The following is a 24,128-nucleotide window of genomic DNA, read 5'->3' as shown; positions in this document are numbered from 1 at the left end:
ATTTAGGAAGGAGGAAAAAGACCCTATTCCAGCCACTTCATCCGTGTTGCCCAGTCAGTTAAAAAGTCTTTTCTCCAAACATTAACTGTTTTGGCTCCGGGCCTGTTATTTTCTATGAATTTGGGGTCTGCTAGGTCGGTGAAATAATTTGGGCCATGATCCGTTCTCAAAAAACGGCCTCCCCAACTCCCGGTTTCCGGTTGATCAGGATCTCCGTTAAGTAAATAGAGAACAGAAGGAGTGTCTCCCATTTTGATGTCCTTTTTCTTTTGGTAGAAAATCTCGCCTAAGGCTCCATGGTCTTTAACATATTTCTCTACGAAAGAAGTATTTCCAAAGTCATCCGATTGATCCCCGCCCATATACATGCCTCTAAAAGTCGTATTATTCTCAATCAGCCAAAGGTCAGGATGGTGCTCAAAAACATAATTTCTAGCCAGCGAATCCATTCGGGTATTCCAGGAGCCTATCATATAAACCCTGATGTTTTCTTTAATGTCAGGAGCGAAGTGGAGTGCCTGTGCCACATCGGTCATAGAGCCCCATACCAACAGATATAAAGGCTGATCATTTTTTTGACGAGCTTTTTCAATTATCCAGTTTGCACCTTCTGAAACCTCAGAGGATGGTTTTGGGGTTGACTGAACTTCGGTTAGCCCTTGTTTTGTCACAGAGTTGAGATACTCAGGGCTTGGAAAATTTCCATGCTTTCGAAGCTTTTCAAAATCCTGTGCGTAAGCGTCTAAAGCTTCTATTATATGTTCTTTCCGTCCCTCTCCCGGAGGGGAGGATACCAGACCTTCAATATTGAGTTCGTTGGCATACATCAGTAAATGCACCATTGACTGAAAGTCGTCAGGATCATCACCGCCGATATCTGTAGATATGATTACACGAGGTTTTGTCCTCTGGGCGTCTACCTTCAAATGGATGAATATCCCAAATAAGAATAACAGAAAAGTGAATTGTTTCATGTCTGACTATGACTACTGAGTGCAATTTAAACATTATGCCAATGCGTTTTTTAATAGGTGTTTCTCTCGATAAGAATTCTTTGAAAAGAAGCGGATTCCATTAAATTTACAAAAGTGAGCTACAGAACTGTAGCGATTCAACCCTATACAAATGAAACCTGTTGTACAAATTTCGCTGGACCTCACCAATATCGACGATGCTCTGGAAACAGCGGCTCTGGCTATGCGGGCAGGCGTAGATTGGCTGGAAGCCGGTACCCCGCTCATTCTGGCCGAAGGCCTCCATGGCGTTCGTAAACTTCGTGAAGCATTTCCCGGTGTCCCAATAGTCGCTGATCTCAAGACCATGGATGGCGGCTATCTGGAAGCCGAAATGATGGCCAAAGCCGGTGCCACACACGTGGTGGTGATGGCTCGTGCTCATGCAGAAACCATTAAAATGGTGGTTCAGGCGGGCAAAGATTACGGCATAAAAGTAATGGGCGATAACCTGGGCTGCCCGGATATGGTGGCAGGAGCCAAACTGCTGGAAGACTTGGGTTGCGACTATGTGATTCACCACATCGGCTACGACGAACGCCGCGGAATCGCCGCCCAGGGAAACCCCATGCCGAACCCACTGGATCAACTGAGGGAAGTCGTGAATGCTGTAAATATTCCAGTTCAGGCCGTCGGAGGCCTGTCGCTGGAGCAGGCCATTCAGTGCCCCGCTTATGGAGCCCCGCTGGTGGTGCTGGGTGCCCCGCTCACCATAGACGCGGATGCTTTCAAAACCGCTTCAGGAAATCTGGAGGAATCACTTCGACTCATTTGTGAGAAGATTCATGGGTATGGGGAGGTGTAAATTCAGGTCAGACTTGGCAGAAATCAGACCCGAAAAGATTCAAAATGGAAGACGAATTGCAGATTCTCAAGGCTGACCCTTTGGGTCTGACGATTAAATATTAAAATGTTCAACGATGAAATCACTGGCAGTAGTCAATTATGCCGAAGAAAAAGGCAGCGTAGAGTTGAGGGAAGTACCCAAACCAGAAATTGGAGATGACGATGTGCTGCTTGAAGTAGCCAATGTGGGTGTCTGCGGCAGCGATTTGCATCAGTGGACTTCTGATCACAGTTGGCCGGTCAATTACCCGGTGGTGCTGGGGCACGAGTTTGGAGGGCACATTGCCGAGCTGGGCAAAAATGTCAAGACCTGGAAAGAGGGCGACCGCGTGGTTAGCGAAACAGCGGCAGTCATTAACCCGCAAAGTGCCATGAGCCGGCAAGGGTTTTACAATCTGGATGCGGAACGCAAAGGCTTTGGTTATGGCGTAGACGGAGCCATGACCCGTTACGTAAAAGTGCCTGCACGCCTGCTACATAAGGTACCTGCTACGCTTTCGTTTGAGCAGGCTTGTCTCACAGAGCCTTGTTCGGTAGCTTATAATGCAGTAGTTATGAATGCCCGTATTAAACCGGGTGATCGGGTGCTGGTCATTGGCCCGGGAACTATCGGTACGCTATGTGCCATCATGGCCAGTCTTTGCGGGGCGGATGTAGCCGTTCTGGGCTTGCCCAAAGACACAGCCCGGTTAAAAATAGCACAGCAATACGGCTTTGAAACCATCGTAGGCGACCCTGCCGAATGGGCTTTTAAGACCGATGGATTGGGAGCTGATGTGGTGGTAGATGCTGCCGGTGTGAGCGAAACGCTCAAAATTGCTTTGGATATGGTTCGGCCAAAGGGACAAATAGCTAAAGTAGGTTGGGGACCCACACCTTTCAACTTTTCACTGGATCCGCTGGTGCAGAAAAACGTTACGCTGCAAGGCAGTTTTAGCCACAACTGGCCCATTTGGGAAAAAGTGCTGGGACTCATGAGTAGTGCCAAACTGGATGTAAAACCCATCATTGGCGGGGTATGGAAAACTTCTGAATGGCATGAAGCTTTTGAGAAAATGCACTCAGGGGAGATTATTAAGAGTGTTTTGAAACCGGATTAATATGAGATTAAAAGACAAAGTCATACTCATCACAGGAAGCTATACCGGCATCGGCAAAGCCATAGCTAAAAGTTGTGTTAGGGAAGGAGCAAAAGTGATTCTGAACGGTTTGGATGATCAGGCTGGAGAGCAACTTTATGCTGAACTAGGGCCTGAGAATTCAGCCATGCTTACCATAGATATTACTGAAGAAGATGCCGCAGAAAAACTGGTAGATCTGGCAGTAGAAAGGTTTAGTAAACTGGATGCATTGGTCAATAATGCGGCCACTATTGTATCTTCTAATATCCGAACTACTTCTTCTGATTTTCTGCGTAAGGTGCTGGATATAAATCTGGTGTCTGGTTTGGCTTTGATTGAAAAATCATTGGATCAACTTATTGAAAATAAGGGGAATGTGCTCAATATCGGCTCCATCAATGCCTGGGGCGGTGAACCTGATCTTTTGGCCTACAGCATTTCTAAAGGTGGCCTCATGACCATGACCCGTAACCTGGGTGATAGCCTTTTTCGGGAGTATGGTGTGCGTGTAAATCAGATCAATCCCGGCTGGGTACTTACGGATAATGAAATGCAAATTAAGGCCGCACAGGGTATGAAGTCTGATTGGTACCGTGACCTTCCGGATATTTTTGCTCCTGCCAAACGCCTTTTTGCACCCGAAGAAATTGCTGCCGGAGCCGTCTTCCTGTTGTCGGATGAATGTGGCCCGGTAAGTGCCCAGGTGATGGATTTAGAACAATTTCCGATGATTGGTAGAAACCTGCCTAAAAGTTGGGAGGGATCACACAAATAAGAATCTGAATCATGCCCAAACTCGCCGTATTCCCCAAAGCCTACATGCAGGCACTCTGCAAAGACGGCAGTATGAAAGTATCTGAATGGATAGAACTGGCCTGTTCGTTGCCTGTGGATGGCATCGAATGGTATGCCGGTTTTCTGGAAATGGTCGATGAGGCCAACTGGCCCCTATTCAGAAAGCAAGTGGAGGAACATGGAAAAGTGATTCCCATGATGTGCTGCTCGCCCGATTTTACCATTCCTGATGAAACCCTTCATCAAAAGGAAATTGAAAAGCAGAAAAGCTGGATACGGATGACCCATGTGTTGGGTGGAAAATATTGTAGGGTGTTATCCGGCCAACGGCGACCGGAACTGAGCATTGAAGAGGGTATTGCACTTGCAGCCAAAGGCATTGAGGCTTGTCTGCCTTTAGCGAGCGAGTTGGGTATCACCCTTATCATTGAAAATCATTACAAAGACGATTTCTGGACTTACCCTGAATTTGCCCAGAAAATGGAGGTTTTTTGTCAATTAGTTGAGCGTATTCAGCATCCAAACTTTGGTGTCAATTATGACCCCAGTAATGCCTTTTTGGCGGGTGAAGATCCATTGGAGCTGCTTTACCGGGTTTCTGACCGCGTAGTAACTATGCATGCCAGTGACCGCTTTCTACTCTCCGGAACGATAGAAGATTTGCGAAAGGAAGAGAGTGGAGTAGAAGGCTACGCCAAACGCCTGAGTCATGGTGAAATTGGCAAAGGACTCAACGACTACGATGCTATTTTCAAGGAACTCAGACGCGTTGGTTTTGATGGGTGGATCAGCATTGAGGACGGCATTGACGGCTTCGATCAGCTGCAGCGTAGCGTCGACTTTGTCAGCAAAAAGATGAGAGAGTATTGGCCGTAGCAGCTATTCTGGCATAGTGAATAGAAGAGGCTTCCTGCGTTTTGACTCAGACTTACCTCCGGTCTTCCGGCCCGATTACTACCTCTGATTTCAATAGCTTTACTTCGTTACAGAATCTTGTTATTTCGGATAACGATTAGACAAATTTATTCTCAGGAATAGCGTTCTACTTAATCATTTCTCAAAACCTCCAGCAATTCACCAATCATCAAGGCCGTGGCTCCCCAAATCCATTGGTTTTCTACCTCAAAACCGTGGGTTTTCATGCGGGTTCCCCTGATGCTTATTTTACGCTCGGTAAGGGCATCGGGTCTGAGTAGGTGAGCCACAGGTACTTCTAAAACTTCTGCAACTTCGCGGGCGTCCGGAAAAAAAGTGGGTTTATAATCCAACACCCCTACAATGGGTTTTACCCAGTAATTGGAGGGCGGAATATAAATTTCAGTCAGTTCCCCTAAGATTTTAACATCCAATGCTTTAAGGCCTACTTCTTCTTCAGCTTCCCGTAAGGCAGTACGCTCAAAAGACTCGTCAATTTCTTCCATTCGGCCTCCGGGAAAAGCCATTTGGCCTCCATGAGTGCCGTCATAAGGCGGTCTGAGAATAAAAGGCAGATAGGCCTCATCCTGATTCGGATAAAAGGCAATGAGAACCGCACTTTTCTTAGTGGTATTGATATCAGGGATATCCCTTTTCAGACTGGAGCCCCTGATTTTGGTATAGAAGTTATCATGACCGGGTAGCGGCTCTTTCAACCGTTTTTCCAGTTTATATATGACGTTTTCTAATTTCAAATGTATTGATGAGATGAAGTTGTTCAAATTTAATTATCCCGAACCAAAATCTTAATTCTTTTTGGCATAAATCGCAGCCAAGGCTTCTGCACATCGCTCCCCATCAACGGCAGCACTCACGATTCCTCCTGCATAGCCGGCTCCTTCTCCGCAGGGGAAAAGTCTTTTAGTCTGTATATGTTCCAGAGTTTCACGGTCGCGAGGGATTCTTACGGGTGAGGAGGTGCGGCTCTCAAGTCCGATTAGTTGCCCGCCCGGTCCATCGTAACCTTTCATTCGCTTACCGAATTCTTTAATAGCTTGCCTTAATGGCTGAGCGATAAAATCTGGTAAAACTTCATTCATATCCATAGAAACCAATCCCGGCTGATACGAAGTCTCATTCAATTTTTTAGAAACCCGCCCTGCCAGAAAATCAGGTATCCGCTGTGCAGGAGCGTATTGGGAGTGTGTTGGGTGCTGGGTGTCAGATGTTTGATGTTTGAGGTTGGAAGAATTTTCCATGCCCCCACTTCCATCTTCTCCTTTCTCCTTTCTCCCTTCTCCGTTCTCCAATACTTCCAACTTCTGACTTTCGGCCCCGGTCATCGGTCTTCCGTCATCGGTCAAACCTCGAACATCTGACATTTGACCTCCGACTTCCTCAACCGTCTTCTCCCAAACACTCTTCTCTACCCATTTCTGAAGCTCAAGTGCCGCTAAAGGACCATGTTGTTCAAAGGGTTTCCAGTCAACTTCATTGATGGCCACTACCACACCACTGTTGGCGAATTTGCTATCTCTTCGACTTGGTGACATGCCATTAACCACGAGTTCTCCAGGAGCTGTACTGGCCGGTACGATAAATCCACCGGGGCACATGCAAAAGCTGAAAACGCCACGCTGAACACCCTTGTATTTTGTTTGGGCTACCAAAGAATAGGCTGCAGCTGGCAGAAGACCACGATCATCAGTGTGGTACTGGCAGCTATCCACAAAATGCTGCTGGTGCTCTATTCTTACACCCATGGCAAAAGGTTTGGCTTCTAGAAGAACCTGATGCTCACGCAAAAGATAGAAAATATCTCTTGCAGAGTGGCCGGTGGCCAAAATGACCCCAATCCCTTTGATCAGCTCTCCTTTTTCCGTTTTGATACCTTTGATCTCGTGATTTTCAAGGATGAGGTCGGTGACTTTACTTTCAAAACGAATTTCACCTCCTGCGGCCAGAATGCTTTCACGGAGTTCGGTTACCACTTTTGGTAATTTATTAGTTCCGATATGTGGATGAGCATCTGAAAGAATTTTATCTGTAGCACCATGGGCTACAAGAACTTCCATGATACGACGAACATCACCCCGCTTTTTTGATCTGGTATAGAGCTTGCCGTCTGAGTATGTGCCTGCTCCACCCTCGCCAAAGCAATAGTTAGAATCTTTGTCTACAATATGGTCTTTATTAATGGCGGCAAGGTCACGGCGGCGACTCCTGACATCTTTGCCACGCTCCAGCACGATAGGCTTTATCCCCAGTTCAATAAGCCTTAATGCTGCAAATAATCCGGCTGGTCCTGCACCAACGATAATGGCGGCCTCTGCCTCAGCAACATTATTATAACTCTTCGTGAAGCTTAGCGAATCGGACAGAGGTTTGGAAGAAATCCGAAGTTTGAGATTAATTTTTACTTTTTTCTTCCGGGCATCAATTGATTGTTTTTCTATCTGATAGAAGAGGGGAGTACCTTGTCTTTTCTCGAGATAGGAGCGAAGCTTGTCTTCGTCAAGAGCCAGCTCGGGTGGCAGAGCAAGTGTCAATTCTTTTTCCATACTTGAAAGGTATTTATCCTTTAATGAGGCAAAGATAATTACTTCACCCCCAATTTCACTGGCTAACGGATAGTTGGGGTATCCTTTTTTTTGCTTTAGCCTTAGGGTTAGAAAAAAAGGTATAGCGGATAGCCCGACCCGTCATTTGACGTGTCGGGTACCAAAAAGAACTTAGCAGAATGGGTTATGGACAAGTCCCGCCTGGGGTATAAACGGCAGACCACCTACCCGGCCTGTTCGTGGCTCCACTTCCAGTGAATCTCACTGCGATATAATCTCCCTCATCAAACGAAACGCAATGGCTTGAATCCAGGCAGGATAATGTGCTGGCTCCGGTAATGATACATGTTAGAGTGGTAGCTGAGCCGTTTTTCATAACATGGAATGTGTAAGAGCCGGCAGTTGTGAAATCAGCAATGGACCCTTCAAATTTAGTAAGCACACCTGCCATATGGATTCTTGTTTTGGAGCCGTCATAAGTGTTGGTTCTGACGCTGTTTGTCATGGGCACAAAATTGTCACCAGTTCCGAAACCATTGAAAGAAGAGCCCCCTCCCACAAAGAAGGAGGATGTGCCACCGCCTCCTCCACCGGTGGGTAATGAAGATACATCTCTGGTGCCGAGTTTACCATCCGGGAGCTTGACAATAACTTCGGAAGCTGAGTTGTTTTTGGTAAGAGAATTAATCTTGGCCGTTCCTACAACTTCGAGATTTTGGGCCAGACCAATGCTACAAATTAAAAGTGTGCAACAGGTAATAATTGTTTTCATGCTTTTTGTTTTTATTCGAAGTGAAAATGATCAGAAGCCTAATTTAGCAAAATTGCATTTGCCAGACTAGTTAACGAGATGTAATCTAAAATAGAAAGTCTATCAATTTGGTAGATTAATATGAAATCATTTATCTTTGAATATCTTTGTGGCATGAGCTATTTCGGCGATATCAAAAGAGGGATTAAAACCACCGCAAAGGGAATGAGTTTAACACTCAAACACTTGGTGGATGCCCGATTTTCAAGAGCTGACAGAGAAATTCAGGACGATAATTTTTTTGAACTGGATAAAGGCCATGTCACAATTCAATATCCTAAAGAAACGATAAACGTTCCCGATAATGGTAGGTATCAGCTGGATTGTGAAATCGATGATTGCATCGTTTGCGACAAGTGTGCGAAAATTTGTCCTGTAAATTGTATTGAAATTGAGGCGATTAAATCGCCTGAACTGATTCGTCATACCTCTGACGGATCTCCGGTGCGTCTGCATGCTGCCAAGTTTGATATTGACATGGCCAAATGCTGTTTCTGCGGGCTCTGCACCACCGTTTGCCCTACAGAATGTCTGACCATGAATAGCGAGTATGATTACTCGGTGATTGACATTACTCAACTTAATTTTGCCTTTGCCAATCTTACAGAGGCTGAAGCTCAGGAGAAAAGAGAGCTTTATGACCAATACATGGTCGAAAAAGAGGAGCTGAAGAAAGCTAAAACTGCGGAAGCTGCAGAGGCGAAACCAGCGGCTGCCAAGCCTGTTTTTGCTCCAAAGAAGCCGGCTTTTATGCCTAAAAAGAAGACGGAAGAATCTGCTTCCACTGATAAGCCAAAACCCGTCTTTAAACCTGCCCTCAAGCCGACAGGTGAAGGTGAGAATACCCCAGCGGCTCGTCCAAAACCAGTCTTTAAGCCCAAAACGAAGCCAGCAGGAGCTAAGGGGGAGACGAGCGAAAGCTCTCCTAAACCAGCCTTCAGACCAGGTATGAAGCCAACTACTGGTGCTGATCGACCAAAGCCTGTTTTCAAACCAAAACTAAAGCCTGAGGCCAAAGAATCAGCTGAAGCAAAACCTGCGTTTAGTCCAAAACTGAAGCCGAAGACGGAGGAGGATCAACCGAAAGCTTCTTTCAGTCCGAAATTAAAGCCGAAGAAAGAAAGTGAGGAGACCGAGGAGAAACCTAAAGCGGGTTTTAGTCCAAAGTTGAAGACTAAAACGGAGGAGGAAAAACCAAAGGCCTCTTTTAGCCCGAAATTAAAACCGAAGGCAGAAAACGAAGACAGGCCAAAACCGGCTTTTAAACCGAAACTTAAACCCAAAAAAGACTAATGGAAGACTGGATGAATCAGCTGGACTGGGCCTGGCTTCAGTGGTTAGCCTTGGGTATTTTTGGTTTCGGTGCCGTTGGTGGTGCTCTCTATCTGTTTTTTACTAAAAATATTCTTTACGGGGCTTACGGACTTCTTACTTCCCTGATCTCAGTGGGTGGATTGTTCTTGATGAACGGTGCCGAATTTTTGGCTGTTTCCCAAATTATGGTCTATGTGGGAGGTATTTTGATTCTGATTATGTTTGGGATTATGCTTTCTGCCAAAGGCGAAAAAAAGGAAGACGCCCTGAAAGTAGTCAATGTCAATAGTCTGGTCTCACTACTCTTCGCTGCGGTAATGGCCGGCGGGCTGATTTTCTACAGCGTCAAAATGGGGGGCAGTCGTTCTCTGGCAGAGCCCTCGGCGGAACAGGTGCAGGATTTAGGCATGAGTTTGATGACTACGCAGGTTTTAGTACTGGAACTGGTGGGTGTTTTATTGTTAATTGTGCTTATTGGGGCCTCATATATAGCAAAAAAATGATTCCAACTTCTTTCTTTCTGGTGATAGCGGCCTTGCTCTTTGCAATTGGCTTTGCTGTGGCTATCACAAAGAAGAACCTGATTATGATGTTGATGGGCGTAGAGCTGATGCTCAATGCGGTCAATCTTAATTTTGTGACTTTTGCCAGAAGTGGAAGCATTGTGGCTGAAGGCCAGCTTTTTTCTCTTTTTATCATGGTAATCGCTGCTGCAGAGGTAGCAGTTGCTCTGGCGATTATCCTTAAACTCAAGGATAAATACGGCACACTGAATCCAGATAAGATGGATGAATTAAAAAATTGATTTTTATTCTTTGTGAAAGTAGGGAAAAGCTTTACTTTTGCAGTCCCAAAACGGCCTCCTACCTGCCTGTCGGCAGACAGGGCTCAACCAAGAAAAACTCGTTTTTTAAATGGTTTTTTGGGAAATTAGGCCTCCTAGCTCAACTGAATAGAGCACTTGATTACGGCTCAAGAGGTTGCAGGTTTGAATCCTGCGGAGGTCACTAGCCCGCCGAATGGCGGGCTTTTTTGTGTCTATATTCCATTCAAATGCCACACCTTGTTTACGTATTGATTTCGGAGAAAGATTCAATCCGATATGTCGGGATGTCTGAAAATCCTGAGAGAAGACTTTTGGAGCATAATTCAGGGAAAAGTAAGTTTACCAAAGGGCATATGCCTTGGAAAAAGGTCTATCAGGAAGAATTTGAAACTAGAAAAGAAGCACGAGCTCGAGAGAAGTATTTCAAATCTGGAGTAGGTCGAGAGTTCTTAGACAGACTTTTGTCTCCTGGTTTAACTGAATACCCGCCTGCCCTGTCTGCCGACAGGCAGGCGGACGGTCAGGGAGCACTTGATTACGGCTCAAGAGGTTCAGGGGGACGCCTAGTCTTTGAATCCCTGTCTGCCCAGTCTGCCGACAGGCAGGCGACAGGCAGGCTGCGGAGGTCACTAGCCCGCTTTTGGCGGGCTTTTTTGTGCCCCAATTCGTCGAAGCAGGTCAGACTTCACGGAAGTCAGACCCGTATTTCTGCGAAAAAGGCTTTATATTCTATTCTCTAAAGCTCACTCGCCAACCGCATCAACTCCGTATGCACCCGAAATGTCTCTCTAAAATCCTCCAAGTTTCTGGCGACATTAACTAAGACGACTAGATTTACCCCGTTTTCAGGATAATAATAATTGGCCGTCGGAAAGCCCGGGACATAGCCGAAAGCTCCGATTTGTTTATTCTGCTCACCTTCTTTGAAAAGTAAACCATAGCCATATTCTATCGGACCGAAAATAGGGTGTTGTCTGGTGGAGTAACGAGTTTTCATTAAAGCAAGGGTCTTTGGTTGAAGGATTTGACCGGAATGCAGTAATTGATTCCATCGCAAAAGATCGTCAACATTTGAGATAAATCCACCTGCGGCGATGTGTTTCACAGGGTTTCCGGTGGCTAATTCTTGTTCTCCGTTTTCATTTTCTTCATAACCATTGACAACTGAAATACCCTTTTTGCTATTCGGATGAAAAGTATTGTTAAGGCCAAGTTCAGCGAAAAAAGAAGTTGAGATTTTGTCAAAAGTTTGTCCATGAAGCTTTTCGAGGATTTGACTCAACAAACCGTATCCCAACTGAGAGTATTGAAATTGGGAACCCAACTCAAAAGCCAGCGGCTCTTCCAAAGAAGTGATGCCATGCGTATGAGTTAGCAAGTGATGGATGGTCACTTCGCCGGCCCAAGGTTGATTTATTTCAGGTAGAAATGCATCTATTGTATCCGATAATCTGACAGTTCCCTTTTCGTATTCCCGTAAGATCAAAGCGGCCGTAATTTGCTTACTGATTGACCCAATATAAAAATGGTCGTTTGGCTTTAGGTCAATTTGCCTTTCTAAATCCCGAAAACCACCGGCTTTTCTGTAAAGGGTATCATTGCCTTTTGTGAGCAGAATAACACCGCTGAAATTGTTCTCTAAAGCTACATCATCGATGATCTTCTCCATCTCAGAATCGGCAACTAGTCTTCTGTTTGAATGGCAGGACGCAAAGAATATCAGTGTAAAAAAGAAGATTCCCATTGATCGGATCAAAATGGCCATTGAGTTACAAAATCAAGTTGGTTCTACAGAAAAGTAACCATTACTTATAAGTTACTATTTTTCACCTCTGAATTATTCAAAATGGTCAAAGCAACTGGGAAGGCCAGATTTTGATCGCCCTTGGCTTTGATACTCTTATAAATTTGAAGCATGTTTCTTTCCGGCGTACCCTGATAAATGGTTTGACCTTGATATTTTAGGGTTATCGGTTTGTCAAGGTTTAACATTTGATCATTCATGAAAACGTGTAACGTATCCTGCGGGTTTTGTAGAATATTGACTTCATTGGCTTGTTTGTTATAGCTGACAATAACGGCTGTTTCCGTGACAGAACTATTGTCGGGCATGCCCAGCCAGTAAAAGCGTTGATGCTTTCTGTTATCTTGTTTCCAAACGACTTTTTCGGGGATGGGGTTTCTGGTGAATTTTTGCATCCAGCTCAGAGCCACACTATCCTCCAGTTGCATCCAATGCCCCCTTCCTGAATGGAGCTCAACGTGATGAACATAGCCTTCCGGATCTTGGGATTGTAGGCTATCTAATGTTACGCCCCATTGTTTTGCAACGGCATTTCTGTCGTAGGCATCATCCAACGCACCCATGTGCAAACTGAAAGGTGTGTTTCGCAGTGAAAGGGGCGAAGCGTCATTCGGATGCCCCGCCATCATGGAAGCAGCGGCCCATCGATCTGCCATTCTTGGAGCCAGTTGGTAAACGCCATCACCACCGGCGGAGTAACCTAAAATGTAGACTTTGTTTGGGTTGACATTCAGCTTGATAACTGCGAGTTGAATGATTCTGTCAAGAAAGTCGTCGATGTGCTCCTGATGCCAGAGGTCCCAGGTATTTGTTGGGGCTCTTGGAGCCAGATAAACACCTTCACTGTTTTTCATGGCCTCATCATAGAGGTGTTTTTGATTCTCAAATTGCTGATCATTCGTTTCAGGGGTAGTGCCTCCTCCGCCATGCAGTGAAATAAAAAGGCTTCGTCCGTCCGCCGGTTCATCACCAAAAGTCTGATAGTAAAACGGCATTTGGAGGTCATTCTGGGTCAATAAGCGATTCTCCCACTCTGATGTAAATGTCGAGAGAAACATCGTTTGATGGTCTTTCAAAAGAAGAGCGGTGGCCTCTTCAGCTTCTTTAGCCGTTAACTGTTTTGTCGCAAAGGGCAACTCTTCCAAAGCTTCACGGGACGAACTATTTTTTGCGAGCCAATCCTCCAGATTCGTGCTTTTTTCTGTGTTCAGATTTTTTTGACAAGCAGCGGTAAATAGCACACTGCATACAAGTAGTAAAACGCTTTTTTTCATATTGATTCTTTCCGGCCCATTAATTGGAGCTGGCGATTACATTTTTTTATTTCTCCAAAAGTAAGTTGTACAGCTCTTTCTCCAGTTTTTCCACATGATCTTTAGCTTCATTGATTGGCAAGCCTTCTGTCAGACCGGGTCTTTGATGACCGGTTTTGGTTAGCCATGCATCTCTCAGAATTTTTTGCTTTTGAGTTATCAGTTCAAATACTTTTTCACCACTTTCATATGACTGAAAGGCAGTTTCAGGTTGGTCAATGTTTAAGACATCAGTTTCTCCGAGATATGCAATAATAGGTTTGGCCATTTCCCAATGTCCCAAAGTGTTTGGGTGAATTCCGTCTTCAGCATAAGCGAAGTCAGGATCAATTGATCTATGGTCTTCCAGCGATTTTTTCATCGGCCAATGAATATCAATGACTTTCCAGTTATCGGTGTATTTTTTGCTGAGTAGCCAGTCGGAGTAGATATCAAGAACATTGGCATAAGCTTCTCCTTTTCGCTCATCATAAATGGGAGGTGTAAGCCAGATGATATCGCTTCCGGCAGCCTCAGCCTTTTCATTCAATCGAAGAACACCATTTTTAAACAACTTAAAACGATCCTCATTAAAGGGTCGGTAGATACCATCGTTCATTCCGTAACAGGCTAGAATAAGTTTTGGTTTGAGCTCCATCAGGACCCGATCAAGTCTCTCGAATAAATCAGGCCTTGGAAACTTGCCGCCGGCATGATTCGGTTCTGAAAGCCCTGAAACAGTTTCGCTGGGCAAGCCAAGATTCAGGAAAATCAGGTTTCTCTCAGGGTTCCTAAGGTGGAGGTATGTTTCCATTTGAGCCAGATAAGTTCCTGCATAGGTAATGCTGTTGCCTAAGACCAAAACTTCATGAACATCCTGCGGGATGTCATATTTCTCCTGAGCATTGCCGGAAATAACTGAGAAGCAAAAAAGGAAGGTTAAACAAGTGAGTTTTCTCATGACCAGATGAGAATTTATTAAAGTATAGAATAGGATTAAGCATTACTTTTCATCTTCGGGCACGGCCATGGTATGATTGCCCAGCAGGTAGCATTTTCTGTCCTTCCGGGCATAAGTTCTCATAAAATGGTAAGTGGTGGGAGTGGGGCCGCGATCTACAACGGTAATACCTGTAACCACTGCGGTAGAACCCTGAATGGCCACAGTAACATCCCTTGAAATTCTTGATTTGGTGTCACCAGTTGCTTTACGATTCGGGTCAGCTGCCCTTTTAACCAATGCCTCTTTGCTGTCGGTCATAGAGTTATGATTATGGATCCAAATGAATTCATCTGCGAGAAGTTTACTGAGAAAATCTGCGTCAGAGACCAGCAGGGCTTGTTCCCACTGAAGATCCAGTTTCAGAAGGTTCTCTTTTGTCAGGCAGTTTTCCTGGCTATGGGCGATAAAAAAAGCGAATAGTAAGCTTAGGGTAATGAAGGGCTTTTTCATGACGAAGAGGTTCAGGGTTGTTTGTTGTAAAGATAGGGTCAAAAGTCGAATGACCCATTGAGGTTCCTGAAAACGATTTTTTGTAAATCTGTGATGTGCTGAAAATTCATTTTGTAAATTTCCCTGATCAAACCCATTGAAATGAGATTAACCTTTTTATTCTTTTATGTTCTGTTTTTTACCACGGTCAGCGGGCAGAATTCTCCCCTACGGCTGGGAGTTATCAGTTTGACCCATACCCATGTTCATGGAGTTTTTAATAGTGAAAAGCGAGAGGATTTTGAAATTGTAGGTATTGTGGAGCCTGACAAAGAGCTTGCTCAACGCTATGCTGATCAATATGGCTTCAGCTTATCAAAAGTCTACAATACAATGGACGAGATGATAGAGGCTCACCAACCGGAGGCAGTCTCTGCTTTTGGGACAATCTACGAACACCTTTCTGTGGTGGAGACCTGTGCCCCCAGAGGCATTCACGTCATGGTAGAGAAACCTTTGGCTGTTAGTCTTGAACATGCAAAAAAAATGGAGGCATTGGCTCAAAAACACAAGATTCACCTCATTACGAATTATGAAACCACTTGGTACCCCACAAACCATAAGGCTAACGAACTATTGAAAGAAGGTGCTATTGGTGAACTGAGAAAGGTGGTGGTCAGAGATGGGCATAAAGGGCCGGTACGAATTAATATTAGCCATGAGTTTCTTGATTGGCTCATTGATCCAGTTCAAAATGGGGGTGGAGCTATTACAGATTTCGGGTGTTATGGAGCAAACCTCTTAACCTGGATGATGGATGGTGAAAAGCCAATCAGCGTAACTGCCGTAACTCAACAGCTTCAGCCTGAGAACAATCCACAGGTTGATGATGATGCGACGATTTTACTGACTTACAAAAATGCCAACGCCGTTATTCAGCCTTCATGGGATTGGCCCATTGGCAGAAAGGATATGGAAATTTATGGTACAGACGGAGCCATTTATGCCGACAATGGTCATCAACTCAGAGTACGGCAGTCTACCGGTTATGATAGTTATGAGGAGGAGCAAATGGTATTGAACGAGCGGCCGTATCCTTATGACGATGCCTTTTCATTGCTGGCGGCAGTAGTGAGAGGTACCATTGAATTAGAGCCGACGGCCTTATCTGCTTTGGAAAATAATATGACGGTGATGGAAATTCTTGATGCTGCCCGAAAAAGTGCGAAAAAAGGCCGGACCATATGGCTCAAATGAGCCTGATAAAACTTTGAGATACTTGTCAAATAGATTAGTTTAGCCAAAATATTAATATTCAAGAGCTTGTCATCTTCATCTTTTAGCTGGTCTTCCGTATTCTCATTCAAGTCGGTCATTTTCACAGTTTTGGGTGCCCTGTGTGCCACGGTGGCCATTAAGGGATTTATGATACCAAACCATTTTCTCGATGGTGGTATTACCGGAATATCCATTCTTCTGCATGAAATCTTTCATGTGGATGTAAGTATACCTTTGGTGCTGATTAACCTGCCCTTTATTTATTTGGGTTATCGAAAAATAGGAAAAGGCTTTGCGGTGCAGTCACTGCTGGCGGTCCTTTTACTAGCTGTTTTTCTCCAGTTTTTGAGTTTACCCACGGTCACAAATGATAAGATTCTTATCGCCGTTTTCGGTGGTTTTTTTATTGGTCTGGGTATAGGTTTCATCATCAGAGCCGGTGGGGTTATTGACGGTTTGGAGGTGATAGCTGAGTACACGACAAATAAAACAGGTCTCAGTTCGTCTGAGATTATTATGGCCATCAATACCTTGATTTTTCTGGCGGCAGCTTACAGTTTCGGACTGGAGAAGGCCCTTTATTCCATACTTACCTACTTTACGGCTACTCAGGTTTCAGGCTATGTGGTGGATGGTTTTGAACAATACACGGCTTTGACCGTAATCTCAGGAAAATCAGAAGAGGTAAAAGACCTTATTGTCAACGAACACGGTAAGGCAATTTCGGTGTATAAAGGAGAGCGGGGTTATTTGCCGGAGTCTTTTGATGTACATGAGGATTGTGATATCCTGATGACGATTGTAACCCGTCTTGAAATACAAAAAATCAGAAAATCAATCTTTGAAACTGACCCCGCAGCTTTTGTTTATATAAACAGCATTAAAGACGTAAGCGGAGGTCAGGTGAAGAAAATCCGTAATCATTAAGTTATAATGGTCGCCTTCGAAAAAATCTACTACGACGTTATCCAAAACCTTGGGTATAATCTTGCCGATTATTATCATTACCACAGCGTCAGACATACTATTTATGTAGAGAAAATGGCCTGTTATCTCGCTAAAAAAATGGGTGTTGCTGATCATGATTTATACCTACTGAGAGTGGCTGCTTTATATCACGATTCAGGCTTTCTGGTACAAGCAGAAGATCACGAAGAAATAAGCTGTGAAATGGTAGAGTCAGAGCTTCCGAAGTATAACCTTACCGATTCTGATATTGAAAAAGTAAAGGGGATGATCAGAGCTACTAAAATTCCTCAAAAGCCACAAAACTGTCTGGAAGAAATATTGGCAGATGCTGATTTAGAATATCTGAGCACAGAAAATTTTGATAAAGTAAGTTCCTTTTTGTTCAAAGAGCTGCAGTACTTTGAGCCCGATCTAACGCTTGAAGAGTGGGATGCACGTCAAATCCATTTTCTGGAGAACCATCAATATCACACCGAGTTTTACCGCAAGAACAAAGAAAACTTTAAGCAGCAGCATTTAAGGAAGCTTAAAGAAAAGTACAGTCTATCCTGAGCTATTCAATGACCTCGTAACATTTAATGGCTTTACTTTTGTTTTTGAAGGTCATTTCTCCGACCTCGTTACATTTGAAAGAATCCTTGATCTGCTCATAAGCCTTTTCTGTAATCAGAATCTGGCTTTCTCCCGCTTTTGACTGGAGCCGTTGTGCCGTATTTACGGCATCACCAATTACCGTAAAATCAAGCCGTTTCAGAGACGATGAACCAATGTTCCCTGAAATCATCTCTCCTGGATTTACGCCTATTGAAACTTTTGGCAGGTATTCATTTATCCCTTTTGCAGGTTCTTTGATTGAGTCAATTTTGTTTCTAACGGCCAGACCGGCATCTATGGCTCTATCGAGGTGATATTCCCCTTTAAAAACGGCCATTACGCAGTCTCCCATAAACTTGTCAATGACACCATCATAAACCATGATTTCTTTGACGATAATGTCAAAGTAGTCATTTAAGAGTTTTACGACGAAATCGGCACTTTCGCTTTCAGAAATGGCCGTGAAACCACAAATATCAATAAAGAGGGCAGTACCTTCAATAGCCTCATTGGCTCTGAGTGAGTTTTCAAACTCACTTCGGCTCATGAAATTAAGAACACTGTCGTCTACGTACATTCTTAGAATGTTATTCTCTTTAATAGCCTCAAAGGTCTCTTTAAGGTGCTGAATGTGTTTAACCGTTTTTTCAATAGTTACGCCTAAATCTTCAAAATTGACCGGCTTACACACAAAATCAAAAGCACCGTGATTCATGGCAGAACGGATGTTTTCCATATCGCCATAGGCTGAAACCATCACCACTTTCACAAGAGGATTACTCTCACTTACTTTAATGAGTAAAGAGAGGCCATCCATTTCCGGCATATTGATGTCACTCAGAATAAGTCCAATTTCAGAATTGGAGTCCAGAACTTCAAGGGCGTTCCGTCCGTTTGAAGCAAAATGAAATTCGTATTTGCCCTCACGAATTTGCCTTCTGAATTTCTGACGAATAAGTGCTTCAAGGTCTGCCTCATCATCTACAACAAGTATTTGGGTAGGCTTTTCGCTCATGCTAGATTAAGTTTTTCTTTCAGGTCTTTAAAATCAATAGGCTTGGTCAGAAAATCATTGGCTCCGTATTCATCCGCCTTTGTTCTGTTTTCATCATCGCCGTAGGCGGTAACCATCATGACCACCGGTGGCGGTTTTTTATAATTCAAACGTATTTTTCGGAGCAATTCAAGCCCGGTCATACCTGGCATATTGATGTCTGATAAAATTAACACGGCCTCAGACTCATGCTCATGGAGATAGTCCAAAGCTGATTCGCCGGAATGGGCAAAAACGAAGTCTACTTCTCCCTTTCTTATTTCACGTCTGAAACGTTGAAGAAACAGGTCTTCAATATCTTTTTCGTCATCAACTACGAGTATTTTCATGAGTTTATTCTTTTGGTAATTGAATTATAAAGGAGGTGCCCGCACCTTCCTTACTTTTCATGCTCAGTTTTCCTTTATGACCTGCGGTTATGATATCATAAGAGAGCGAAAGCCCCAGGCCCGTTCCCTGGCCGGCCGGCTTGCTGGTGAAAAACGGTTGAAATATTTTACTCTTTACCTGATCAGGGATTCCGGTGCCGTTGTCTTTGACCTCAATTTCTACCCAGTTTTTTTGATTTCTGGTGATTACTTTCACTTCCGGTTTATAATCGGCATCACCAGACGATCTCCGTTCATTAACAGCGTAGAAGGCATTATTGATTAAATTAAGTATAACCCTCCCTATGTCCTGCTGTTTCACTTTTAGCAGAGGAATATCTTCGGCAAGTTCAGTTGAAAAGTTAGCATTAAAACTTTTGTCTTTGGCTCTAAGTCCATGATAGGCCAATCGAAGATATTCATCTGCTAAAGTGTTGATATCAGTTGGCTCAAAATCTCCTTCAGTTCTTCTGCTGTGCTGTAGCATACTTTTGACGATAGCATCAGCCCTTTTGCCATGGTATGCAATCTTTTCTTCATTTTCCACCAGGTCTTTTAGAATGAAATCAATCTCTTCCTGATTCCCTTTTGAGATTTCTTCTTTAAGTTCGGTTAGTAATTCCCCGTTGATCTCAGAAAAGTTATTGACGAAGTTCAGGGGATTCTGAATCTCATGGGCAATTCCGGCAGTCAATTCTCCTAAAGAAGCCAGTTTTTCAGATTGAATAAGCTGATTTTGAGTGGATTTAAGGTTTACAAGGGCTTCCTGCAAACTGTTTTTCTGATCCTCCAGTTCTCTGGTTCTTTCTTTAACCATATCCTCCAGCTGGTGGTTTTCTTCTTCAATTAAACGCCGCTTTTCTTCTTCTTTTTTGATGTTTCTTTGCTGACGACTGATATTGAACCAATAGGCAATTATCCAGACAATGGCACCAAGCTGAAGCAGGTCGAGATAAGAATTGTATTCATTCCAGAATTCCGGAAACCAATCTTTTGTAAAATCCAGAATAGTGTCAATAAGAGCGAAGGGAACAATGGCCACCATCAAATCTCTGGCCATGCGGTTTTCTTTGTACTGGAAAAGAATATAAGCGATATAACCAATAATCAGGAGCCAGGCGATGCGTATCCCGATATCATATTGATCAGGAATAACGAAACTAACACCCATGAGAACAAAAACACCGATTCTCAGGATTCTGCTTATTTCAAATAGCGAGGCATCAGTATCTTTATTCAGCAAGTATTTCATGATGATATTCAATGAAATCAGACTTGCCAGAAAGAGTATGGTCATTTGCAGTTCATTTCAGTTTCTAAATTTAAGCGTTTGAATTGGAAGGAAAAACTAAAGTAAAAACTGTTCTGTTTTCTTTTCCATCATCTACAGTGGCCACTTCAAGGGTTCCACCATGTGCCTTCACAATATCATACGCAAGACTCAAGCCCAAACCGGTGCCTTGTCCGGTAGGTTTAGTAGTAAAGAAGGGCTGAAAAATTTTGTCTTTGATTTCAGAAGGAATTCCGGGGCCGTTATCGGTTATAGCGATGAGCAATGAGCTTTGAGCGGTGACCTCTGTACGGATTGAAACCTGAGGCTTATAATTCATATCCCCTTGTTCCTTTCTCCTTTCTCCCTCCTCTTTTACAGCCTGAAACGCATTATTGATCAGATTCAGAAGAACTCTTCCAATGTCCTGAGGAATCACCTCTATTTTCGGAAGATTTGGATCAAAGTCGGTTTTAGAATCTGCATTAAATGATTTGTCCTTTGCTCGAAGGCCGTGGTATGCGAGTCGCAGGTATTCATCGGCCAAAGCATTAATATCGGTCAATTCCTTTTGTCCAGAGCTATTTCTACTGTGTTCCAGCATGCCTTTGACAATGCCACTGGCCCGCTGACCGTGGTGATTGATTTTTTTGAGGTTTTCCTGAATGTCAGAAATGAGCTCTGTTTCTAACCCTTCATCCCGTTCTCCCCTCTCCTTGTTCCTTTCTTCCAATAACTCGTCTGTTAATTCCTGAGTTACCTCCGAGAAATTATTGACAAAATTTAACGGATTTTGAATTTCGTGAGCGATTCCGGCCGTAAGTTCTCCGAGGCTAGCCATTTTTTCAGATTGAATAAGCTGGGCTTGAGTGGCTTTAAGTTCTATCAAAGCATCCTCAGCGATTTTTCTGGCTTCCTTAATTTTGATTAAATCTTCCTCGGCTCGTTTGGCTTGTGCCTCTGCTTTTTGTAAGTCACGGAATCTCCTGTAGGCGATGTCAAAAACGGCCGTAGCCTTTCTTAAAACCGTTTTTGTATCCTCGCTGGCCGGAGTATGTGTAACCAGCAAAAGTGATCCCTCCGAAAAGTCGCCGAAATTCCAAAATTCAGAATGTTCTGATAACCGTCGGTTGTTGACAAAACCAACTCGCCTTTCTGCTATCATTGGTGCATGCTTGAGCATAACCTGTTGCCATTCCTCCGCCATTTCTTTGTCAAATTCGATCGTATATTCTTTGATATCAGAATGATACATTTCAATCATATGCTTTATCTGATCCGTTGCATCCACAGGGAAATGGACGTTGGCCAAAACTATTTCTCCAGACTCCCCGGGAGGCCTTACCGCTGCTATGGATTCGAACATCGTTTCATTTTCAGGATAAAGATGGATAACACTCGCCTCCAGATCCAATTCTCCTAAAGAATCAATCTGTTGTCTTAATTCAATAATCACATCTTTCAAACCTTCTGAGGAATGCATGGCCAGAGCCTTACTTCTGATCCGTTCCATGGCCACTTCAATCTGGGCCTCTCTTGCTTGCTCCTCCGCTTTTTGTAAGTCAAGGAAACGCGTATACGTCTGCTCAAACTCATTCGCAAAACGTACGAAAATATCATGACCCCCGGGAGCGGGGGCAAGTGTGATAAACAGAAGATAGCCGTATTTAAAATAAGCTACATGATCAATTTGCCGTTCCGGAATTTCCCTCAAATCATTTTCTATCGTTCTGCCTTGAAAATCCGATAAAGGTAGGGTGGAGAGGTATTGATAATGCTTTTTGATTTGTTCGCCTTCGAATTCTTTCACAAAAAGCGTTTCTCCCTGTTGACCGGCCTCATAATAGGTCAGAAAGATGTTTTCACGGGGTGTGATATAGGTGGGTATCGTGCCTTCAAGATTGCTGAACCACTCCTTCGAGTTCGTTTTGTCATAAATATTAAAGGCACAGCCCCGGGTGGGAATGCCGAGTTCTACTACCTGTTTATTCAGTATATAGGAAACTTCCGCCAGTTCAGAACTACTCTTCATGGCCATGGTGCGTGCCCGGACACGTTCCAGGGCCAACTGAATCTCCGCCTCACGGGCCTGGCTCTCTGCCTGGCGTAATTCCTCTACCCGGTTGAAAGTATCGTCAATCGTTTTCGCAAAGCGTTTGATGAGATCCGTCTCTATGGGTTCGAGTTCATTCAATATACTGATGGAAAGAACACCTTTTTTCATGAAGGCCTCGGCCAGCACAATACTGTCATAGCTTCGCATGATGTTTTTGAATTCTACGGGCATATGCTTCAAATCCGTTTCTTCAAAAAGATACTGATCAGCCGTTTTTTTGATGTCTCCTTCGAGGGTGTAGTATTCGAAATCCTTATCATTTTTCTGTGCTTCAAAATAGCGGACTGCCCAGGGGTGCTTCTCAAACTCAGGCGAGATCTGAATGTTAAACTTCTCAGGTAGTACATCAATGCCCTGACCTGAACTCCACCACTCCATGTATTTACTTTTCCAGTCGTAGATGAGAATCAAGGCCAGGTGAATGTCAATACCCACATTACCTAGTTCTTTGTACACCACCGATACCACTTCTCTGAGCTCTTCGCTGTTCTGCATGGCCATGGTACGAGCCCTCACTCGTTCTAAAGCCAACTGGATTTCAGATTCCCGGGCCTGAGCCTCTGCTTTTTGTAAATCCAGAAAGCGGGTATAGGTTTGCTCGAAAACCTTGGCGAAGCGGGAGAGAATTTCCAGATCTGCCCGACTGGGCGTCTCAGCAGAGAAGCAATACAAGCCCCCATGCATAAAAGGAGAGAAGGAGTAATATTCACGGGTCAATGCCAGCGACTCCCTGATACTTTCTTGTGAAAGACTAAAATCACTTGCCACGATTTGCTCGTAATACCCTTTGAGCTCTTCTCCTTCCAGTACATACAGTACCGGTTCTTGTGTCAACCAATGATCAAACGTTTTGATCAATAACGGATGCCGGGTCATGGAGGTAATCCCTCTGACCAGAGCCGGGTCATGATTTTTTCGAATGGTGGTGGTCCAAAGGTCACAATCCCGGGTTTCGCGGTCAAAAATTCCAATACCACTACGTTCCACAGAAAGCTCCAGTTTTCCCAGTTCCTCAAAAAGAATGGAAGTACTTTTCTCAAGATCATTGCTGTGCCGCATGGCCATGGATTGTGCTCTGAGTCGCTCCAAAGAAGCTTCAATCTGAGCTTCCCGTGCCTGAGCCTCCGCTTTTTTTAGGTCTAGAAAGCGAGTGTAGGTTTGTTCAAAGACCTTGGAGAAACGTTGGAAAATCGAGTGAAATTCAGGAACCCTTTTGAAAGTAATGAACATCAGATACCCAAATTGAAAGAAAGCCAAATTAAATACCTGATAGCCGGGTAGCTCTATACCCGATTGCTTCATTTCACTGACAATCTGACCAACCGTCGGATTGGTAGTCAGATAGTCGTAATGGTCTTTAAGCTCCTGGCCACCTATTTCTCTTTCAAAAAAGGCTTCCTTCCTTTGAGCTGCTGCTGTAAATTCGACAAAGATGTCTTCATCCATGGGTGACTCGAACGAAGGAACCAGACGGCCATCACCAGTGCTGACCCATTGTTTGATGGTACTCTCCTTTTCATTAAAGATATTAAAACCACAACTCCAGAGTTGGATATCTAATGCCTCTATTTGACGGAACATTTCAATAGCTGCTTCCAGAAGCTCTTCACTACTTTTCATGGCCATGGTTCGGGTTCTTACTCGTTCCAATGCTTCTTCCAGCGTCTTTTCGGCCCGTAGTTTTTTGAGCTCTTTCTCCTGGCTTTTTACACGTTCTTCAAGTTCTTTTAATTGTTTCATGGATTACGT

General features: G+C 44.0%; 23 protein-coding genes and 1 tRNA gene. 12 read left to right on the top strand and 12 right to left on the bottom strand.

The window, feature by feature from the left end; genetic code table 11:
• Window positions 1–23: 23 nt before the first annotated feature.
• Window positions 24–974, bottom strand: a complete 951-nt coding sequence (locus tag AFM12_RS14290) for a DUF1593 domain-containing protein (protein WP_082391353.1) — start codon at window positions 972–974, stop codon at window positions 24–26.
• A gap of 151 nt (window positions 975–1,125) precedes the next feature.
• Between AFM12_RS14290 and AFM12_RS14285 the strand changes: the two genes are divergently transcribed.
• The 4 genes from AFM12_RS14285 to AFM12_RS14270 all read left to right on the top strand — a co-directional run bounded on the left by AFM12_RS14285 (window position 1,126) and on the right by AFM12_RS14270 (window position 4,651).
• A complete protein-coding gene (locus AFM12_RS14285; protein WP_055149391.1) occupies window positions 1,126–1,818 on the top strand; it encodes an orotidine 5'-phosphate decarboxylase / HUMPS family protein in 693 nt (230 codons plus the stop codon).
• A 115-nt stretch (window positions 1,819–1,933) separates the two neighbouring features.
• Window positions 1,934–2,959, top strand: coding sequence for a zinc-binding dehydrogenase (locus AFM12_RS14280; protein ID WP_055149389.1), 1,026 nt, complete (start codon window positions 1,934–1,936; stop codon window positions 2,957–2,959).
• Window position 2,960: 1 nt separating this feature from the next.
• Window positions 2,961–3,755 carry an SDR family NAD(P)-dependent oxidoreductase gene (locus AFM12_RS14275; protein ID WP_055149387.1) on the top strand — a complete coding sequence of 265 codons (795 nt, stop codon included), beginning with the start codon at window positions 2,961–2,963 and terminating at the stop codon, window positions 3,753–3,755.
• 11 nt (window positions 3,756–3,766) lie between these two features.
• Complete coding sequence (locus AFM12_RS14270; RefSeq protein ID WP_055149385.1) at window positions 3,767–4,651, top strand: sugar phosphate isomerase/epimerase family protein; 885 nt, start codon at window positions 3,767–3,769, stop codon at window positions 4,649–4,651.
• A 170-nt stretch (window positions 4,652–4,821) separates the two neighbouring features.
• Here the strand turns inward: AFM12_RS14270 and AFM12_RS14265 are convergent, their stop codons facing one another.
• The 3 genes from AFM12_RS14265 to AFM12_RS14255 form a co-directional block, all read right to left on the bottom strand.
• Window positions 4,822–5,445 (bottom strand): NUDIX hydrolase, encoded by a 624-nt coding sequence (locus AFM12_RS14265; RefSeq protein ID WP_095533232.1) that lies wholly within the window; start codon window positions 5,443–5,445, stop codon window positions 4,822–4,824.
• A gap of 51 nt (window positions 5,446–5,496) precedes the next feature.
• Entirely contained in the window at window positions 5,497–7,251 is a 1,755-nt protein-coding gene (locus tag AFM12_RS19940) for an NAD(P)/FAD-dependent oxidoreductase (RefSeq protein WP_055149383.1), read from the bottom strand.
• A gap of 184 nt (window positions 7,252–7,435) precedes the next feature.
• Complete coding sequence (locus tag AFM12_RS14255; RefSeq protein WP_055149381.1) at window positions 7,436–8,023, bottom strand: hypothetical protein; 588 nt, start codon at window positions 8,021–8,023, stop codon at window positions 7,436–7,438.
• Window positions 8,024–8,143: 120 nt separating this feature from the next.
• Between AFM12_RS14255 and AFM12_RS19525 the strand changes: the two genes are divergently transcribed.
• From AFM12_RS19525 to AFM12_RS19520, 5 genes are all read left to right on the top strand, one after another.
• A complete protein-coding gene (locus AFM12_RS19525) occupies window positions 8,144–9,355 on the top strand; it encodes a 4Fe-4S dicluster domain-containing protein (protein ID WP_229308511.1) in 1,212 nt (403 codons plus the stop codon).
• Window positions 9,355–9,879, top strand: a complete 525-nt coding sequence (locus AFM12_RS14245) for an NADH-quinone oxidoreductase subunit J family protein (protein ID WP_055149379.1) — start codon at window positions 9,355–9,357, stop codon at window positions 9,877–9,879. Before AFM12_RS19525 ends, AFM12_RS14245 begins: the two co-directional genes overlap by 1 nt.
• Complete coding sequence (nuoK, locus tag AFM12_RS14240; RefSeq protein WP_055149377.1) at window positions 9,876–10,181, top strand: NADH-quinone oxidoreductase subunit NuoK; 306 nt, start codon at window positions 9,876–9,878, stop codon at window positions 10,179–10,181. The genes AFM12_RS14245 and nuoK overlap by 4 nt, the downstream gene beginning before the upstream one ends.
• Before the next feature lie 128 nt (window positions 10,182–10,309).
• A tRNA-Arg gene (locus tag AFM12_RS14235) sits at window positions 10,310–10,383 on the top strand.
• Between the two features lie 46 nt (window positions 10,384–10,429).
• Complete coding sequence (locus AFM12_RS19520) at window positions 10,430–10,942, top strand: GIY-YIG nuclease family protein (RefSeq protein WP_082391351.1); 513 nt, start codon at window positions 10,430–10,432, stop codon at window positions 10,940–10,942.
• On the opposite strand, the gene AFM12_RS14225 is transcribed toward AFM12_RS19520, so the two are convergent.
• From AFM12_RS14225 to AFM12_RS14210, 4 genes are all read right to left on the bottom strand, one after another.
• Window positions 10,939–11,871 carry a serine hydrolase domain-containing protein gene (locus tag AFM12_RS14225; RefSeq protein ID WP_055149375.1) on the bottom strand — a complete coding sequence of 311 codons (933 nt, stop codon included), beginning with the start codon at window positions 11,869–11,871 and terminating at the stop codon, window positions 10,939–10,941. The genes AFM12_RS19520 and AFM12_RS14225 overlap by 4 nt on opposite strands.
• Window positions 11,872–12,011: 140 nt before the next feature.
• The gene (locus AFM12_RS14220) at window positions 12,012–13,280 is read right to left on the bottom strand and encodes an alpha/beta hydrolase family protein (RefSeq protein ID WP_055149373.1); all 1,269 of its coding nucleotides are present in this window, start codon (window positions 13,278–13,280) and stop codon (window positions 12,012–12,014) included.
• A gap of 46 nt (window positions 13,281–13,326) precedes the next feature.
• Window positions 13,327–14,259: an SGNH/GDSL hydrolase family protein gene (locus tag AFM12_RS14215; RefSeq protein ID WP_055149371.1), complete on the bottom strand. Its 933-nt coding sequence runs from the start codon at window positions 14,257–14,259 to the stop codon at window positions 13,327–13,329.
• A 42-nt stretch (window positions 14,260–14,301) separates the two neighbouring features.
• Entirely contained in the window at window positions 14,302–14,751 is a 450-nt protein-coding gene (locus AFM12_RS14210; protein WP_055149369.1) for a nuclear transport factor 2 family protein, read from the bottom strand.
• Between the two features lie 141 nt (window positions 14,752–14,892).
• Between AFM12_RS14210 and AFM12_RS14205 the strand changes: the two genes are divergently transcribed.
• From AFM12_RS14205 to AFM12_RS14195, 3 genes are all read left to right on the top strand, one after another.
• Window positions 14,893–15,987, top strand: a complete 1,095-nt coding sequence (locus AFM12_RS14205; protein WP_055149367.1) for a Gfo/Idh/MocA family protein — start codon at window positions 14,893–14,895, stop codon at window positions 15,985–15,987.
• Window positions 15,988–16,053: 66 nt separating this feature from the next.
• The gene (locus AFM12_RS14200) at window positions 16,054–16,935 is read left to right on the top strand and encodes a YitT family protein (protein WP_095533231.1); all 882 of its coding nucleotides are present in this window, start codon (window positions 16,054–16,056) and stop codon (window positions 16,933–16,935) included.
• 6 nt (window positions 16,936–16,941) lie between these two features.
• On the top strand, window positions 16,942–17,529 hold the full coding sequence (locus tag AFM12_RS14195) for an HD domain-containing protein (RefSeq protein WP_055149363.1): 588 nt from the start codon (window positions 16,942–16,944) through the stop codon (window positions 17,527–17,529).
• A 1-nt stretch (window position 17,530) separates the two neighbouring features.
• Here AFM12_RS14195 and AFM12_RS14190 read toward each other — a convergent pair whose 3' ends face one another.
• The 4 genes from AFM12_RS14190 to AFM12_RS20060 are packed head-to-tail and all read right to left on the bottom strand — an operon-like array spanning window position 17,531 to window position 24,119.
• Window positions 17,531–18,586, bottom strand: a complete 1,056-nt coding sequence (locus tag AFM12_RS14190; protein ID WP_055149362.1) for an adenylate/guanylate cyclase domain-containing protein — start codon at window positions 18,584–18,586, stop codon at window positions 17,531–17,533.
• Window positions 18,583–18,954 (bottom strand): response regulator, encoded by a 372-nt coding sequence (locus tag AFM12_RS14185; protein ID WP_055149360.1) that lies wholly within the window; start codon window positions 18,952–18,954, stop codon window positions 18,583–18,585. The genes AFM12_RS14190 and AFM12_RS14185 overlap by 4 nt, the downstream gene beginning before the upstream one ends.
• 4 nt (window positions 18,955–18,958) lie before the next feature.
• Window positions 18,959–20,290 carry a sensor histidine kinase gene (locus AFM12_RS14180; protein WP_055149358.1) on the bottom strand — a complete coding sequence of 444 codons (1,332 nt, stop codon included), beginning with the start codon at window positions 20,288–20,290 and terminating at the stop codon, window positions 18,959–18,961.
• 25 nt (window positions 20,291–20,315) lie between these two features.
• Window positions 20,316–24,119, bottom strand: a complete 3,804-nt coding sequence (locus AFM12_RS20060) for a sensor histidine kinase (RefSeq protein ID WP_374754270.1) — start codon at window positions 24,117–24,119, stop codon at window positions 20,316–20,318.
• Window positions 24,120–24,128: the final 9 nt, after the last annotated feature.

It is taken from the genome of Jiulongibacter sediminis (assembly GCF_001306455.1).
In the GTDB taxonomy this organism is placed as follows: domain Bacteria; phylum Bacteroidota; class Bacteroidia; order Cytophagales; family Spirosomataceae; genus Jiulongibacter; species Jiulongibacter sediminis.
This window is presented reverse-complemented; position numbering and strand designations above follow the sequence as displayed.